This window comes from Pseudomonas sp. XP2 (assembly GCF_053557975.1).
In genome coordinates, this window is the sequence record NZ_JBNRIK010000017.1 from 24386 (window position 1) to 40735 (window position 16350).

At 64.9% G+C, this 16350-nt stretch carries 13 protein-coding genes; 9 read left to right on the top strand and 4 right to left on the bottom strand.

The window, feature by feature from the left end; all coding sequences use genetic code 11:
- The 4 genes from ACK1VC_RS18335 to ACK1VC_RS18350 all read right to left on the bottom strand — a co-directional run.
- A partial coding sequence (locus ACK1VC_RS18335; protein ID WP_449118008.1) for an aliphatic sulfonate ABC transporter substrate-binding protein occupies window positions 1–887 on the bottom strand: 887 nt, incomplete at its 3' end.
- Between the two features lie 3 nt (window positions 888–890).
- Window positions 891–1934 (bottom strand): L-glyceraldehyde 3-phosphate reductase, encoded by a 1044-nt coding sequence (gene mgrA / locus ACK1VC_RS18340; protein ID WP_016486743.1) that lies wholly within the window; start codon window positions 1932–1934, stop codon window positions 891–893.
- Complete coding sequence (locus tag ACK1VC_RS18345) at window positions 1931–3265, bottom strand: LLM class flavin-dependent oxidoreductase (RefSeq protein WP_023047909.1); 1335 nt, start codon at window positions 3263–3265, stop codon at window positions 1931–1933. The genes mgrA and ACK1VC_RS18345 overlap by 4 nt, the downstream gene beginning before the upstream one ends.
- A 152-nt stretch (window positions 3266–3417) precedes the next feature.
- Window positions 3418–5634: a TonB-dependent receptor gene (locus tag ACK1VC_RS18350; protein ID WP_197884365.1), complete on the bottom strand. Its 2217-nt coding sequence runs from the start codon at window positions 5632–5634 to the stop codon at window positions 3418–3420.
- A 260-nt stretch (window positions 5635–5894) separates the two neighbouring features.
- On the opposite strand from ACK1VC_RS18350, the gene ACK1VC_RS18355 reads away from it, so the two are divergent.
- The 9 genes from ACK1VC_RS18355 (at window position 5895) to ACK1VC_RS18395 (ending at window position 16246) form a co-directional block, all read left to right on the top strand.
- Complete coding sequence (locus tag ACK1VC_RS18355; protein WP_016486740.1) at window positions 5895–6941, top strand: LacI family DNA-binding transcriptional regulator; 1047 nt, start codon at window positions 5895–5897, stop codon at window positions 6939–6941.
- Window positions 6942–7025: 84 nt separating this feature from the next.
- Complete coding sequence (locus ACK1VC_RS18360; RefSeq protein ID WP_016486739.1) at window positions 7026–7916, top strand: LysR family transcriptional regulator; 891 nt, start codon at window positions 7026–7028, stop codon at window positions 7914–7916.
- A 217-nt stretch (window positions 7917–8133) separates the two neighbouring features.
- Window positions 8134–9270 carry an acyl-CoA dehydrogenase family protein gene (locus ACK1VC_RS18365; protein ID WP_070086608.1) on the top strand — a complete coding sequence of 379 codons (1137 nt, stop codon included), beginning with the start codon at window positions 8134–8136 and terminating at the stop codon, window positions 9268–9270.
- The gene (locus ACK1VC_RS18370) at window positions 9267–10211 is read left to right on the top strand and encodes a D-isomer specific 2-hydroxyacid dehydrogenase family protein (RefSeq protein ID WP_191087689.1); all 945 of its coding nucleotides are present in this window, start codon (window positions 9267–9269) and stop codon (window positions 10209–10211) included. The genes ACK1VC_RS18365 and ACK1VC_RS18370 overlap by 4 nt, the downstream gene beginning before the upstream one ends.
- Before the next feature lie 23 nt (window positions 10212–10234).
- Window positions 10235–11029 carry a class II aldolase/adducin family protein gene (locus ACK1VC_RS18375; RefSeq protein WP_060516406.1) on the top strand — a complete coding sequence of 265 codons (795 nt, stop codon included), beginning with the start codon at window positions 10235–10237 and terminating at the stop codon, window positions 11027–11029.
- A gap of 129 nt (window positions 11030–11158) precedes the next feature.
- Window positions 11159–12787 (top strand): ABC transporter substrate-binding protein, encoded by a 1629-nt coding sequence (locus ACK1VC_RS18380; protein WP_096426031.1) that lies wholly within the window; start codon window positions 11159–11161, stop codon window positions 12785–12787.
- Window positions 12784–13734: an ABC transporter permease gene (locus ACK1VC_RS18385; RefSeq protein WP_016486734.1), complete on the top strand. Its 951-nt coding sequence runs from the start codon at window positions 12784–12786 to the stop codon at window positions 13732–13734. Before ACK1VC_RS18380 ends, ACK1VC_RS18385 begins: the two co-directional genes overlap by 4 nt.
- A 2-nt stretch (window positions 13735–13736) precedes the next feature.
- Complete coding sequence (locus ACK1VC_RS18390; protein ID WP_016486733.1) at window positions 13737–14627, top strand: ABC transporter permease; 891 nt, start codon at window positions 13737–13739, stop codon at window positions 14625–14627.
- Complete coding sequence (locus tag ACK1VC_RS18395; RefSeq protein ID WP_191087688.1) at window positions 14624–16246, top strand: dipeptide ABC transporter ATP-binding protein; 1623 nt, start codon at window positions 14624–14626, stop codon at window positions 16244–16246. Before ACK1VC_RS18390 ends, ACK1VC_RS18395 begins: the two co-directional genes overlap by 4 nt.
- The last annotated feature ends 104 nt before the right edge of the window (window positions 16247–16350 follow it).

Genomic DNA, 16350 nt, shown 5'->3' on the forward strand with positions numbered 1-16350 from the left:
GGCAGTACCTTGTTGTCGAAGAACAACTGTGCCGTACGCTGCTGCGCCGCCACGATCTCATCACTCACCGGCAGCACGGGTGACGCCGGCCGGTGGCTGAAACTGCGCTGCACCACCGCTTCTGGCAAACCCATGAACTGTGCCAGCACGTGGATGCTCCCAGCCTCGTCGCTGCGGGTAAGTGCCTCGGCCCGGCTGATTTCGTCCAGCAATTGCCCGACAAAGGCGCCATTGGCTTCGACATAGGTGCGTGAACCCAGCATGAACGGCCCAATCAGCCCCAACCCTTGGCCGTCGGCCAGCAGACGCGCCTTACCCTCCAGGTCGATGGCGGAGTAGAACGGGTCCCAGATTGCCCAGGCATCCACGCTGCCCCGCTCGAATGCCGCCCGGGCATCGGCAGGCGCCAGCCACACTGGCTGAACATCACCAATGCTCAGCCCGGCCTTGGCCAAGGCACGCAATAGCAGGTTGTGGGCGCTGGAACCCTTCTGCAGGGCAATACGCTTGCCCTTGAGCTCCCCTACTGCCCTGATCGGGCTGTCTTTCGGCACCAGGATCACTTCAGCCTGCGGCTTGGGCGGCTCGGCCCCCAGGTACAACAGGTCGGCGCCGGCGGCCTGGGCGAAGATCGGCGGAATATCACCGGTAGAGCCAATATCAAGGCTGCCGATGTTCAATGCTTCAAGCATCTGCGGGCCCGCGGGAAACTCGATCCATTGCACGCGGGTGCTGGCAAAGCGTTGCTCCAGCAGCCGATGCTGCTTTGCCAGCACCAGGCTGATCGAGCCCTTCTGATAGCCAATACGCAAGGTGGCCGGGTCTGCGGCCTGGGCCGCGCCGGCCAAGGCCAGCATCAGCAGCATGGCAAAGCGTAGTAAGCGCATGGGTCATTCCTTCCAGTCGGTCGAGGGTTTTTCCCACAAGTTGATCCCGCCTTCCACAGCGTACTGGTCGATGGCGGCCAGTTCTTCGGCCGTGAAGGCCAGGTTGTCGAGCGCGGCCACGTTCTCGGTGATCTGCTCGGGCCGGCTGGCACCAATCAGCGCAGAGCTCACCCTTGGGTCGCGCAGTGTCCAGGCAAGTGCCAGTTGGGCCAGGCTCTGGCCACGCTGGCGGGCAATGTCGTTCAGGGCGCGTGCGCGGGCGATGTTGGCTTGCGACAAGTGCTGGGGCAACAGCGAGCCACCACCCGCACGGTTCACCCGGGCGTCGGTCGGGATGCCATTGAGGTATTTGTCGCTGAGCAGGCCCTGGGCCAGGGCAGTGAATACAATCACCCCGGCACCCAAGGCATCGGTGGTGTCGAGCAGGTCCCGTTCGATCCAGCGGTTGAACAGGTTGTACGACGGCTGGTGGATCAGCAGTGGTACCTTCAGGGCTTGCAGCAACGCCGCAATTTCAGCGGTCTTTCCGGCCGAGTAGGACGAAATGCCGATGTACAGCGCCTTGCCCTGGCGCACGATATCGGCCAGTGCGATGGCCGTTTCTTCCAGCGGGGTATCGGCGTCGAAACGGTGCGAATAGAAGATGTCAACGTAATCCAGGCCCAGGCGCGCCAGGCTCTGGTCCAGGCTGGCGATCAGGTATTTGCGCGAGCTGCCGCCCTGCCCATACGGTCCCGGCCACATGTCCCAGCCGGCCTTGCTGGAAATGATCAGCTCGTCACGGTAGCTGCGCAGGTCCTCGCGCAGCAGCCGGCCGAAGTTGGTCTCGGCACTGCCATAGGGCGGGCCGTAGTTGTTGGCCAGGTCGAAATGGTTGATACCGGCATCGAACGCCGTGTGCAGCAAGGCGCGCTGGGTGGTGATGGGCGTGGCATCGCCAAAGTTGTGCCACAGGCCCAGGGACAGGGCCGGCAGCACCAGGCCGCTGCGACCGACACGACGGTAAGGCATGCGCGCATAGCGCTCGGGGTTGGCGGTGTAGCTCATGGTTGGCCTCGTTCGGCAAAGTAAGGGTTGGCTGGGCGCTGCAGGCCCAGGTGCTCGCGCAGGGTGTGGCCCTGGTACTGACGGCGGAACAGGCCGCGCCGCTGCAACTCGGGCACCACCTGCACAGCGAAGTCTTCCAGGCCCAGGGGCAGGTGCGGCACCAGCACGTTGAAGCCATCGGCGCCGCCGCCTTCGAACCAGGCTTGCAGCTCATCGGCGATCTGCGTCGGGGTGCCGACCAGGCTGTAGTGCCCTCGCCCACCGGCGATGCGCCGGCCCAGCTGGGCCAGGGTCAGCTGTTCGTTACCGGCCAGTTCGGTCAGCAGTTGCTGGCGGCTGCGCTGGCCATCCTCGGTAGGCGGCAACGCTGGCAGCGGGCTGTCCAGCGGGTAGCCGGAGAGGTCGAAGTTACCGAGCATGCGCCCGAGCAGGCCAACGCCGACCCGCGGGTCGACCAGCGCCTGGAACTGTTCGTACTTGTCCTCGGCCTGCGCCTGGCTTTGCCCCACCACCACGAACACGCCGGGCATGATCTTCAGCGATTGCTCATCCCGCCCATGACGCGCCAGCCGGCCCTTGAGGTCGGCGTAAAAAGCTTGTGCCCGGGCCAGGCTCGGCTGGGCGGTGAACACCACCTCGGCGCTTTGTGCAGCCAGCTCGCGGCCGGTTTCGGACGAGCCAGCCTGCACCAGCACAGGTCGCCCCTGTGGGGAGCGGGCCACATTGAGTGGGCCTTTGACGCGAAAGTGCTCGCCCACATGGTCAAGGGTACGCACCGCCTGCGGGTGGTGGAACAGGCCACTGGCCTTGTCGCGCACGAACGCATCATCGGCCCAGCTGTCCCAAAGCCCTTGCACCACCTGCTGGAATTCGCGGGCGCGGGCGTAACGCTCGGCATGTGGGATGTGCGTCTGGCGGCCAAAGTTGCCGGCCTCGGCGGCAGCGTCGGAGGTGACCAGGTTCCAGCCGGCACGGCCTGCGGACAGGTGATCCAGCGAGGCGAACTTGCGTGCCACATGGTATGGCTCGTTGTAACTGGTGGTGGCTGTGGCGATCAGGCCGATGCGTTCGGTGACTGCACTCAGCGCCGACAACAGGGTCAGTGGTTCGAAGTACACCGAGCGGGCACTGTGGCTGGCCAGCGGGTCGCTGGGCGCGGCGACGCTGTCGGCGACGAACAAGGCATCGAAGCACGCGGCTTCGGCGATTTGTGCGGTGCGCTTGTAGGTGGCGAAATCCAGCGGGTCGGCCGGTACGTCCGGGTGGCGCCAGGCGGCCACGTGGTGACCGGTAGCCATGAGGAAGGCGCCCAGATTCATTTGGCGGGGCATGTTGTTCTCCTTGAAATCTCGATTGGGGCCGCTTTGCGGCCCATCGCCGGCAAGCCGGCTCCCACAGGGAGCACGCAATTCATTCAGGCTGCGCTGTACCTGTGGGCGCTGGCTTGCCGGCGATGAGGCCGGTACAGGCCACCGGCCGCCACTCAGAAATCCTTGCGCAGTTGCACACCGAAGTAGCGCCCGTCATCCCGCGGTACTGAGCGGTAGATGTAGTCGCCGCCACTGGCCAGCATCTGCGCATACGATTTGTCGCCCAGGTTCTTGCCCAACAGGGCTACGCGCCAGCCGTCGTTGTAATCGGCCAGGGCAATGCTGGCGTTCCAGATGCCATAGGCGCCCTGCACGGTGTCCGGGTTCTGGTCGAGGCTGAACTGCACGGCGTCCTGCCAGCTGTAATCGCTGCTCAGCTCCACATCCAGGCCGTTGTCCAGCGGGATCACGTAATCGGCGCGCAGGTAGGTCTTCCAGTCGGGCGTGAACGGCAGGCGACCGCCATCGATGTTGCAGTTGGCCGCCGCACCCGCCGGGCAATTGAAGTGGTCGACACGGGCCTTGGTGTAGGCCACGGCTGTCGACAGCTTCAGCCGCGAGGTGGCCTGGAAGCTGGCATCCAGCTCCACACCCTGGGTCTTGACCTTGCCGGCGTTGACCAGGCGGGTTACCACCTGGTTGGCCACGGTGTCGAAGAAGTTGGCCTGGTAGTTGTCGTAGTCGGTGTGGAATACGGCCAGGTTGGCGGTCAGGCGATTATCCAGCGCCGTGCTTTTCAAGCCGATTTCGTACGCATCCGACGTTTCGGGCTTGAGTGCCTCGGTGTCGCGCGGCTGCATGTTGAAGAACACGTTATAGGCCGGCCCTTTGTAGCCGCGCGAGTACGTGACATAACCGGTCAGGTTGTCATTGAAATCATATTGCAGGCCGGTCCTTCCGCTCCAGCCGTCCTCGTCCACCGAGCCAGCGCTTGCGGTCGAAGGCTGGATACCGGTCACTGCGCTGGCCGAGGTGGAGACGCGGCGATGATCGTACTCAAGGTCGTCGTGGGTCCAGCGCAGGCCGAAAATGGCACGCAGGTCATCGGTGAAGTTGAAGGTGTTTTCACCGAACAGCGCGACACTGTCGTTGGTGGTGGAATAGTCGGCGCGGCCACGGTTGGCCACGCCGCCATTGACCGACAGGCGCTGGTAGGTCTCGTTGGACGTGCCATGCATGTAGAAGGCGCCCAGCACATATTCGTTGAACTGCCCTTTGGGCGAGGTCAGGCGAAACTCCTGGCTGTACTGGTCATAGTCCACCGTGCCCTTGTCATGGGACGCCGTGACCGGCAGCAAGGCACGCCGGTCGCCGTCCTGGTACTGGGTGTTGTCCCAGCCCCGCCAGGCGCTGATCGACGTCAGGGTGTAGTCGCCCAGCTGCCAGTCCAGTTGCGCCGAAAGCCCCTGGTTCTCGTCCTCGACGTGGGTCTTGAAGTCGCTGTTGATGTCGCGGTTGTGGGCACTTGGCGTCACCGGGCGCAACTGGCTGGCAAATGCGGCACTGGCGCTGGTGATGACGCCGCTGGGCAATGTGTCCTCGCCCTTCATGTAGTCGGCGATCAGGGTCAGGCGCACGTCTTCGTTGGGCTCGAACTCCAGCTTGCCGCGGGCGCCTTTGCGTGCATAGCCATTGACGTCGTGGCCATTGGCAACGTTCTCGACATTGCCATCGTAGTCGCCCCACAAGGTGCTCAACGAACCCTTGAACTGCTCGCTCAGACGCCCGCCAATCCCAAAACGCAGGCGGTTCTCGTCGCCAGCGCCAAAGTGCGAATAGTCCACATAGCCCTGGGTCTGTTCGGGGACGGCCTTACTGACCACGTTGAGTACACCCGCCGAGGCGTTCTTGCCAAACAGGGTGCCCTGTGGCCCGCGCAATACCTCGATGCGTTCGAGGTCGAGCAGGTCGAGGGTCGACTGCCCCGGGCGGCCGAACACCACGCCATCGACCACCGTCGCCACGGTGGGCTCGACGCCGGGCGAGGTAGAAATGGTGCCCACGCCACGGATGAACAGCGAGGTGTCCTTGTTCGAGGCGCCGGCGCGGTAATTGAGGGTAGGCACCTGCTGGACGATGCTGGCAACGTTGTTGCGGTTGTCGCGCTCCAGCTGTTCGCCATCGATAACCGACACCGCCACCGGCACTTCCTGCAGCGTGGCTTCGCGGCGCGTGGCGGTGACGGTGACCGCGCCTAATGCAGCGGCCTGCGCAACCCCCGCTTCGGCCGGTTCGGCTGCTTGGGCACCTTGGCCAAAAGCGGCCAGCAAGATGGCTGCGGCCAATGGCCGACATTGCGTAGCGGGGAACGGTGTACGGCTTTTGTGCATGGTGCTCACTGCCTCGGGAAACCAGACCAGGCCCCATCTGACGGGGCCGACACGAAGTTGCTGTGGTTGTCTGGTCTCGCTCGTGCGAGTGGCAGGCGGTTGCCAACAGCTGCGCTTGTTAGCGCTAACATGGGCAAGTATCAGAGGGCGTTGCTTAGCACGTCAAATACTTAAAAGTCAGATTGATATGCAATAAAGCTATTTGCCAACCCACTTCCCGTTAGCGCTACCATCGCGCCATTTCCCCAGGAGGCAGCCCGGTGAGCCAGGCCAAGGATCCCCCCCGCAAGCGCCGTGGCGCAGGCCGTGTCACCCTCGCCGAGGTGGCACGGGCCGCTGAGGTTTCGGCCATCAGCGTGTCGCGCTACTTCAACCAGCCAGACCAGGTTTCGCCGCCTTTACGCGAGCGTATCGAAGCCGCCGTGCAGGCGCTGGGCTATGTGCCCAACCTGGTCGCTGGTGGGCTGGCCTCGGCCCGTGGGCGCATTGTCGGCATGGTGATCCCGAATATCTCCGGGCCGATCTTCGCCCAGACTATCCAGGCGTTCAGCGACACCCTCAGCAGCCACGGCTACCAGTTATTGCTGGCCTCCAGTTATTTCAGCGAAGCGCAAGAAGAAAGCGCAGTACGGGCCTTTCTCGGCTGGTCGCCGGCAGCGTTGGTGGTGACCAGCCATTTCCACAGCCCGGCCACGGAAAAGATGCTGGCCGACGCAGACGTGCCCGTCGTGGAAATCTGGGACTACCGCCCTGAGCGGGCGCCCTTGCAAGTGGGTTTCCTTCATCACCAGGTAGGCGTGCAGGCCTGCCGCTACCTGCTGGACAAGGGCCACCGGCGCATTGCCTTCGTGCAAAACAGTGCGGCCGGCGACCTGAGTGCGCTGGAGCGGCGCGATGGCTATATTGCGGCATTGCATGAAGCCGGGCTGGAGCCTTGGGTGTTCGTGCCCTCAACCGACTGCGCACCGTTCGAGGCGGGCAAGCAGGCAATGGAAGCATTGATTCGTCGCCAGCCACGGCCCGAAGCGATCATCTTCGCCAATGACAACCTGGCTGCCGGCGCCCTCCTGGCGGGCCAGCGCGCCGGTTTGCGCCTGCCCGAAGACATGGCCATCGTCGGCTTTGGCGACTACCCCTTTGCCGACATGCTGTTGCCCAGCCTGACCACCCTGCGCCCGCCCTCGCGGGCAATTGGCGAACTGGCGGCGTTGCGGGTGCTGCAGCACCTGGGGGTGGTAGCGTGTGAGGGTGAGGTGCAACGGCTTAACCTGTTGGCGTGTGAGTTGATTGCCCGCGAGAGCGCGTGAGATGCACAGGCGCTGTGACAACCCGGCCATTGAGGATTATTCTCCTACGGTATGTCCCACCGCCCCAATATGTGAGCGCCGAATATGAAAATCGATGACATGGACGCCTTCGTGGCGGTCATCCGTTGCCAGTCGACCAACCTCGCCGCCGAGGCCCTGCAACTGACCCAGCCGGCCATCACCCGCCGGGTGCAAAACTTCGAGGAAGACCTGGGCGCCACCCTGCTCGACCGCAACACCAAGCCGCTGAAGCCGACCCCCATGGGCCTGCGGGTGTACGAGCAGTGCAAGGCGATCTTGCGTGAGATCGACTCGCTGCGTGAACTGGTGGCCAACGACGGTGCCCCGTCCGGGACCCTGCGCCTGGGCGTGCCGCAAACCCTTGGCGATGTGGTGCTGCTCGATGCCTTGGCACAAATTCGTGAAACCTATCCCGACCTGCGCACCCAGGTCACCAGTGGCTGGGGCAGCAGCCTGATCGCACGCATGGAAAACGGCGAGCTGGATGGCGCCGCGGCACTGTTCCCGCCCGGCAAGATCTTCCCCGAGGGCATCGCCAGCCAGTCGATCGCACGCATGCCGCTGCGCGTGGTGGCGGCCAAGGGCACTGTCGGCAAGCGCAGCCTCAAACTCAAGGACTGCTACACCCGTGGGTGGGTACTCAACCCCGATGGTTGCGGCTTTCGCGCCGGGCTGCAGCGCGCCCTGAGCGAACAGGGGCTGAGACTGTCGATCAACCTGGAGACCTTCGGCACCGAGCTGCAGCTCGGGCTGGTGGCCAATGGGCAAGGGCTTGGGCTGGTGCCCGAGCCCTTGTTGCAGAACAGCCGCCACCGCGATGCACTGGACGTGGTCAATGTGACGGATTTCAAGCCGCAGGTGGATTTGTGGTTGTTCCACCCGCGCTACCTGGGCAACCTGCAGGAGCCGGTTGAGCAGTTTGGCCGGGTGGCAGGGCAGCAACTCTGCGGGTGAGCCGAAAGCGCAAGCGCTTGCGGGAGCGGCCTTGCGTCGCGATTGGGCTGCGCAGCAGCCCTTGGCAACTCAATCGCAATAAAATAACCAACACGCATAACTTTATCCAAAAGTAATTCTTACAACTAATAATTAGCATAGAACCAAAAAGACTTTTACAGCGCTCATCCATACGAATACGGTCTTAGAAACCAACGTGTTCCAGGGATGAATACCCATGAGTCACCCCCCTTCTGCCAGCGCGCTTGCCGAACTCACCCAGGCCCTGGCCGCCAACGCCGAACGCTACGACCGCAGCGGCCAGTTCCCCGCCGATAACTTCGACCTGCTGCAGCGTCACGGCCTGCTGGGTTTCACCGTGCCGCGCCATTTGGGCGGCGGTGGCGCCGACCTGGCCAGTGCGCGCCAGGTAGTCGCCGCTGTCGGCAAAGGTTGCCCGTCCACCGCACTGATCCTCGTAATGCAGTATCTGCAGCACTTTCGCCTGCAGGACGAAGACCGCTGGCCCGAGCACCTGCGCCTGCAAGTGGCCCGCGACGCGGTGGCCGACGGCGCGCTGATCAACGCGTTTCGCGTCGAACCCGAACTGGGCACGCCCGCCCGCGGCGGCCTGCCGGCCACCGTCGCCCGGCGCACCGCCGAGGGCTGGCGGTTGTCCGGGCGCAAGATCTACTCCACCGGCAGCCACGGCCTGACCTGGTACCTGGTATGGGCCCGCAGCGACGACCAGGACCCACTGGTGGGCGGTTTCCTGGTGCGCAAGGACACCCCGGGCATCCGCATCGTCGAAGACTGGGACCACCTGGGCATGCGCGCCACCTGCAGCCATGAAGTGCAGTTCGACGAGGTGCTGATCCCGCTCGATCATGCCGTCAGCGTCAGCCCGGCCAGCGCACCGCGCGCCGAGCTCGACAGCACCGGCCTGCTGTGGATGGCAGTGTTGCTGCCTGCGCTGTACGACGGGGTGGCCCAGGCCGCACGCGACTGGCTGGTGCAGTTCCTGAACCAGCGGGCGCCATCCAACCTCGGCGCACCGCTGGCCAGCCTGCCGCGTTTCCAGGACGTGGTCGGGCGTATCGACACCCTGCTGTTCGCCAACCAGAGCCTGTTGAACGCGGCCGTGACCGGGCAGGTCGATCCGCGCCACGCCGGGCAGCTCAAGCACCTGGTCAGCCGCAACGCCATCCAGGCCGTGGAACTGGCCATCGAGGCTGCCGGCAACCCTGGCCTGTCGCGGCGCAACCCGCTGGAGCGGCACTACCGTGATGTGCTGTGCAGCCGCATCCACACCCCTCAGGATGACGTGGTACTCGGCCATGTTGGCCGCGCCGCCTTGGCAGAGGTGGCAGCATGAGCCATTCGATCATCGCCAGCCAGCTGGACGCACCCGCCAACCAATACCTGCGCGATCGATTGCCCGACCATGAGGTGATCGATATCGCCCCGGGCCAGTTGCATCTGGACGTTCCTGCCGACGTGTTCATCGTGCGCCCGATCAATGTACGCGGTAACCGCGTGGACAACCCTCCAGCGGGCTGGCCGTGGTCGTTGCGCTGGGTGCAGGTGGTGTCCTCGGGCATCGACTTCTACCCTGACTGGGTGTTTCAGGGCCCGCCGGTCACCAGTGGCCGCGGCGCCAATGCCGAGCAGGTGGCCGAATTCGCCCTGGGCCTGGTGTTTGCTGCGGCCAAGCAGTTGCCAGGCCTGTGGGTCAAGGACGCCGACTGGCGCCTGACCCCGCTGGCCCCCGTGCGTGGTCGCACCTTGGGCATCTTCGGCTTCGGCAGCATCGGCCAGAGCCTGGCACGCAAGGCGGTGGCGCTGGGCATGTCAGTACTGGCGCTGAACCGCCCAGGCCAGCCCATTGCCCAGGTGCCGGGCGTGCAGCGCGTCGACAACCTGCAGCAACTTTTTGCCAGCAGCGATCACCTGGTCATCGCCGCCCCGCTCACCCCCGCCACCCACGGCCTGATCGACCGTCAGGTGCTGGCCCAGGCCAAGCCCGGGCTGCACCTGATCAACATCGCCCGTGGCGGGCTGCTGGACCAGCAGGCCCTGCTCGAAGCCCTGGAAAGCGGCCTGATCGGCCGCGCCAGCCTTGATGTCACCGATCCGGAACCACTGCCGGCGGGCCACCCGCTGTACCAGCATCCTCGGGTGTTTCTGTCACCGCACACCTCGGCGATTTCCGAGGACGGTTACCCGGCCCTGCTCGATGCGTTTCTCGACAACTTCGCCCGTTACCGCGAACAGGCACCGCTGCACAACCTGGTCGACACCCAGCGCGGCTACTGAACCCACACTTATTGGAGAACACCATGACTGCACTGTCTGTCGTCATCGCCCAGGAAAACACCGTACGCCAACGGGTCAGCGCCGAAGAGTGGGAGGTGCGGGTCAAATTGGCCGCCGCCTACCGCCTGGCCGCGCTGTTCCGCTGGACAGACCACATCTACACCCACTTTTCGGCACGCGTGCCGGGGCCCGACGAGCATTTTCTGATCAATGCCTTTGGCCTGCTGTTCGACGAGATCACCGCGTCCAACCTGGTGAAAGTCGACGTGGACGGCACCATCATCGACGACCCGCTGGGCCTGGGCATCAACCAGGCGGGCTATGTGATTCACAGCGCGATCCACCGCGCCCGGCAGGACCTCAAGGCCGTGCTGCACACCCACACCCGCGATGGCGCGGCGGTGTCAGCGCAGCGCGACGGCCTGCTGCCGATCTCGCAGCACGCCCTGGCGTACTACAGCCGGGTGGCTTACCACGACTACGAAGGCGTCGCCCTGGACCTGGACGAGCAGCAGCGGCTGGTGGCCAACCTGGGCGACAGCAACATCCTCATCCTGCGCAACCATGGCCTGCTGACCGGGGGTGTAAGCGTAGAGCATGCCTTCCGTGAACTGCACGGGCTGGAGCGGGCCTGCAACATCCAGGTAGCGGCGCAGGCCGGAGGGAATGACCAGTTGCTGCATGCTGCGCCGGCGGCGATTGCCAAGGTGCATGAGCAGTCCAAGCGGTTTTCCGACGGGTTGGGTGAAGGGATCCAGCGGCACTGGGATGCGCTGATCCGGCAGCTGGACCGGGAGGGGCTGGATTACCAGGACTGACAGGTTTTCTGTGGCCTCCAGCCCCCACAAGAACCCCACTGGATTGAGGCCTGTGGTGATCCTGTGGGAGCTGGCTTGCCGGCGATAGGGCCCGAACAAACACCTCATACCCCATTTAAGGATCACCCAATGCCCCCATTACACCTGGCCAGAAGCCTGCTGGCCTGCGCCACCCTGGCCTTCACGCTCGCCGCCTGCTCCCCCTCCAGCGAAGATGCCACCAGCAAAACCCTTAACATCGCCTTCTGGGGCGACAACACCACGCTGGTCAGCGTCGACCCGTTCCAGGTCTACTGGCTGGAGCACCGCGTACTGCTGCGCAACGTCGCCGAATCGCTCACTGACCAGGACCCGGCCACAGGCCGCATCATCCCTTGGCTGGCCAGCAGCTGGGAGGTCAGCGACGACGCGCTGCAGTACACCTTCCACCTGCGCCAGGACGTCTCCTTCAGCAACGGCGAGCGCTTCGACGCCCAAGCCGTGAAAACGGCCTTCGACAGCAACAAGGCCTTCGCTGAACAACTGCCCGCCACATTCGGCGCCACCTACCTGGCCGGCTTCGACCATGCCGAAGTGGTCGACCCGTTCACCGTCCGCCTGGTGCTTTCACGGCCCAACGCCGGCTTCCTGCAGGCCACATCCACCACCAACCTGGCCATTCTCGCCCCGGCCTCCTACGCGCTCAGTGCCCAGGAGCGTTCATTGGGCAAAATCATCGGCACCGGCCCGTTCATCCTCGAACACTACACCCCGGAAGTCGGCGCACGCCTGGTCAAGCGAGCGGACTATGCCTGGGCCTCGGCCAACGTCAAAAACCCTGGCGCCGCCCACCTGGACCGCGTGGAGATCAGCTATATCCCCGAAGAAAGCGTGCGCAACGGCCTGTTCCTGCAAGGCAAGGCTGACATCCTCTGGCCACGTAACCCGTTCTCCGAGGTTGACCTGAAGTTGTTCCAGGCAAAGGGTGCGGCCATCCAGAGCCGCTCGTTGCCAGGCCCGGCGCTCAACCTTTACCCCAACACCCGCAACGGCCGCCTGCTGGGTGACCGCCAGGTGCGCCTGGCCTTGCAGAAGGCCATCGACCGCACCAGCTATGCGCACACCGTCTACAACGCCGAATTCCCAGTGGTGACCGGCGTGTACGACGTGACCACGCCGTACTTCAAACCACAGACCAGCAAACTGGCCTACGACCCGCAGGGCGCCGAGCGCCTGCTGGATGCCGCCGGCTGGCGCAAGGGCGATGACGGCTACCGGCACAAGGACGGCAAACGCCTGACCCTGCGCTACAACCTCACCCCTGCCGAAAGCGCCGGTGATGTGCTGGTGCAGGACCAACTGCGCAAGGTTGGCATCGACCTCAAGCTGAACGTGCTGACCCGTGCCGAATGGGTGGCCGGCAACGCTTCGGGCAACTACGACCTCACCTCCACCTACATGACCCGCGCCGATCCGATCATCCTGCAGACCATCCTCGACCCGCGCGCCGCCAGCAGTGCCACCTTGGCCACCAATACTTACGAGCCACACGCACTGGCCCAGGCACAAACCTTGTTCGACAACGGCATTACCGCCACCCACGACGAACAACGCGCACAGGCCTATGGCCAGCTGCAAGACCTGCTGGTTGACGAAGCCTCGGCGTTCCCGCTGTACGAACGCGTGTGGCAAGCCGCCACCGCACCTCGGGTCAAGGACTTCCGCTGGACCGCCGAAGGTTTTGCCTTCCTCAGTGACATCCAGGTCGCGCAGCCATGAACCGCTACCTGATCGGCCGCATCGGCCAGGCGCTGCTGGTGCTGTGGGGCGCCTACACCATCACCTACTTCATTCTCTATCTGCTGCCTGGTGACACCCTGGCGATCATGCTCAGTGCCTCGGGTATGGAAGCCGATGGCCTGTCGCCCGAGGACCTGGCGAAGGCACGCGCCTACTACGGCCTGGACAAGGGCATTTTCGAGCAGTATTTCGACCTGCTATGGCGGGCACTGCACGGTGACCTGGGCCAGTCGTTGTCACTGAACCGCCCAGTGACCGCGCTGCTGGCCGAGCGCCTGCCGCAAACCCTGGCCCTGGCTGGCTTTGCCATCGCGCTGTCGTTGCTTGGCGGCATCGGCCTGGCCTACCTCACCGCCTACCTGCAATGGCAACCGCTGAAGGTGGCGCTGTCACGCTTGCCGTCACTGGGTTTTTCGGTACCGGTGTTCTGGATGGGGCTGCTACTGATCCAGGTGTTCGCCTTTGGCCTGGGCTGGTTCCCGGCCACCGGCAGCCAGGGGTTTGCCAGCCTGGTACTGCCGGCGGTGACGCTGGCCATCCCCAGTGCTGCGGTGTACGCGCAAGTGTTGCAACGCGGTTTCCAGGGTGTGTGGCAGGAGCCCTACATCGCCACCGCATTCGCCAAAGGCCTGAGCCGTGCGCAGGTGCAGGCACGACACGGCCTGCGCAATGCTGCCCTGCCAATTCTTACCCTGGTCGGTTTGCAGGTGGGCAACACGGTGTCCGGGGCCGTACTGGTCGAAACCATCTTTTCGCGCAACGGCGTTGGCCGTTTGGCCCAGGAAGCTGTGCTGCGCCAGGACATTCCGGTGGTGCTGGCGATTGTGGCGGTATCGGCGGCAGCCTTCGTGCTGGTGAACCTGATCGTCGACCTGCTCTACCCGTACCTTGACCCCCGAATCGCCCATGCCACGAAGGTGACCTGACCATGACCGCCGATACTCACCTCCTGTGTGCTGCCCCACCGTCAGCCACCTGGAAGCGCCGCACACGCCTGCAACGCTTGGGCCAGGCGCTCGCCCCTTTGCTGGCGCGACCAGGCTTCAGCCTGGCGCTGCTGGTGGTGCTGTTCGCCCTGCTGGCGGCACTGGCGCCGCACTGGCTGACCAGTTTCGACCCTTACGCCACGTCGCCGGTCGACAAGCTACGGGCCCCTGACGCCGTCCACTGGTTCGGCACCGACGAGCTGGGCCGTGACCTGTATACCCGCGTGGTGTATGGCGCCAGCCTGTCGGTGCAGGCGGCATTGCTGGCAGTTGGCATTGCCCTGGCAGGCGGCTTGAGCCTGGGCGTACTCGCCGGGTTTGCCGGCGGGCGTCTGGATGCCGCCCTCATGCGCCTGGTCGATGTACTGTTGGCCCTGCCCGGCCTGCTGCTGGCCCTGGCCATCGTTACCGCTATCGGTTTTGGCACGGTGCCGGTGGCGATCGCCGTCGGCGTCGGCATCATCCCCGGCTTTGCCCGCACCACCCGCGGCGAAGTGCTGCGGGTCAAGACCCTGCCCTATGTCGAGGCCGCACGCCTGGGTGGCGCCAGCTGGCGCCGCACCTTGCTGCGGCATGTGCTGCCCAATGCCTGGGGGCCTGTGGCCGTGCTGGCCACCTTGGACTTCGGCGCCGCCATCCTGGCCACTGCCGGCCTGAGCTTCCTCGGTTTTGGTGCAGCACCGCCAGCGGCGGAATGGGGCACCTTGATTGCCAACGGCCGGCACTTCCTGATCACCGCACCCTGGGTGTCGCTGCTGCCCGGCCTGTTCGTAGTCGCCGTGGTGTTCAGCCTCAACCACCTTGCCCGCAGCTTTGAGGAACACCCACAATGAACAACCAGCCTTTGCTTGTGGTACGCGACCTCAGCATCCGTTATCACGCCTCTGGCCAGACCACGCAAGCCGTCAAGCACCTTACCTTCAGCCTGGGCCAGGGCGAAACGGTGGCCATTGTCGGCGAGTCAGGTTCGGGTAAGTCGACCTTGGCAAACGCCCTGCTCGGCCTGCTACCAGGCACGGCGCGCATCGACAGCGGCCAGCTGTGGGTTGACGGGCTGGATGTGGTGCGCGCCAGCGAGCGGCAGAAGCGCCAGCTGCGTGGGCGTACGGTGGGCCTGGTACCGCAAGACCCGATGGTCAGCCTGAACCCCACCCTGCGCATCGGGCAGCAGATTGGTGAGGCACTGGTGCTGGCCCAAGGCGTCCGCTCGCGCAGCGTGGATGCCGATGTGCTGGCACTCCTCGCCCAGGTTGGCCTGGACAACCCGGCCCTGCGCGCCCGCCAGTACCCGCACGAGCTGTCTGGCGGCATGCGCCAGCGGGTGCTGATTGCCATCGCCCTGGCCGGCAACCCACGCCTGATCATCGCCGATGAACCCACCAGCGCGCTGGACGTGACCGTGCAACGCAAGATCCTCGATCATTTGCAGCGGCTGGTGGCCGAGCGTGGCATCTCATTGCTGATCATCACCCACGACCTGGGCATGGCCACCGACCGCGCAAACCGCCTGCTGGTGATGAAACAGGGCGAGCTGGTGGAACACGGCTCACCTGCGCAGATCCTGAAGGCACCGCAGCACCCGTACACCCGCGCCCTGCTCAATGCCGCGCCGGCATTCAGTGCCCGTCGCCAGCCCCGGCAACCGCCGCCGGGCGCAAAGCCGATCCTTAGCCTGCAGGGGGTTGGCAAAACGTTCTCGTTGCCCAAGGTAAAAGGCCAGAACAACGGCTTTGTCGCGTTGCAGGGCCTGGACTTGCAGGTTCACCCGGGGCAAACGCTGGCCATCGTCGGTGAATCCGGTTCGGGCAAGAGCACCACCCTGCGCATCGCCCTTGGCCTGGAGGCGCCCAGCCAGGGCCGTGTGCTGTTCGACCAACAGGACGTCACCGGCCACGGCTGGCGCCAGTTCCGCCCCTTGCGCCGACGCATGCAGCTGGTCCAGCAAAACCCCTTCGCCGCCCTCGACCCGCGTTTCACGGTGTTCGACAGCATCGTCGAGCCGCTGGTGGCGTTTGGCCTGCTCAAAGGTGCGGCACTGGAGCAGCGCGCACGCGAACTGATCGAACGCGTGCACCTGCCTCTGCATTACCTCGACCGCCTGCCCCGCGAACTGTCCGGCGGCCAGCGCCAGCGGGTGGCAATCGCCCGGGCGCTGGCACTACAGCCAGAACTGTTGCTGCTCGACGAGCCAGTAAGTGCGCTGGATGTATCGGTACAGGCACAGATTCTGGCACTGCTGGATGAGCTGCAACGGGAGCTGGGCATGGCTTATGTGCTGGTATCGCATGACCTGGCGGTGGTAGCGAGCATGGCTGACCAAGTGCTGGTGCTGCGCCAGGGGCAGGTGGTGGAGCGCGGGACGGTGGCGCAGGTGTTCGACAGGCCGACGAGTGATTACACGCGAGAGTTGATTGCTGCCGTGCCTGGGCGGTTGGTCACTGTTGCAGCTTGAGTTTGAAGGCCTCGGGGGCTGCTTTGCAGCCCATTCGCGGCACAAGGCCGCTCCTACAAGGGACCGCGTTTCATCAAGGCAACGCGGTCCCTTGCAGGAGCGGC

Coding starts and splice junctions, on each gene's coding strand:
- mgrA (WP_016486743.1), bottom strand. CDS start 1,934: ATGAGCTACACCGCCAACCCCGAGCGCTATGCGCGCATGCCTTACCGT.
- ACK1VC_RS18345 (WP_023047909.1), bottom strand. CDS start 3,265: ATGCCCCGCCAAATGAATCTGGGCGCCTTCCTCATGGCTACCGGTCAC.
- ACK1VC_RS18350 (WP_197884365.1), bottom strand. CDS start 5,634: ATGCACAAAAGCCGTACACCGTTCCCCGCTACGCAATGTCGGCCATTG.
- ACK1VC_RS18360 (WP_016486739.1), top strand. CDS start 7,026: ATGAAAATCGATGACATGGACGCCTTCGTGGCGGTCATCCGTTGCCAG.
- ACK1VC_RS18365 (WP_070086608.1), top strand. CDS start 8,134: ATGAGTCACCCCCCTTCTGCCAGCGCGCTTGCCGAACTCACCCAGGCC.
- ACK1VC_RS18370 (WP_191087689.1), top strand. CDS start 9,267: ATGAGCCATTCGATCATCGCCAGCCAGCTGGACGCACCCGCCAACCAA.
- ACK1VC_RS18375 (WP_060516406.1), top strand. CDS start 10,235: ATGACTGCACTGTCTGTCGTCATCGCCCAGGAAAACACCGTACGCCAA.
- ACK1VC_RS18380 (WP_096426031.1), top strand. CDS start 11,159: ATGCCCCCATTACACCTGGCCAGAAGCCTGCTGGCCTGCGCCACCCTG.
- ACK1VC_RS18385 (WP_016486734.1), top strand. CDS start 12,784: ATGAACCGCTACCTGATCGGCCGCATCGGCCAGGCGCTGCTGGTGCTG.
- ACK1VC_RS18390 (WP_016486733.1), top strand. CDS start 13,737: ATGACCGCCGATACTCACCTCCTGTGTGCTGCCCCACCGTCAGCCACC.
- ACK1VC_RS18395 (WP_191087688.1), top strand. CDS start 14,624: ATGAACAACCAGCCTTTGCTTGTGGTACGCGACCTCAGCATCCGTTAT.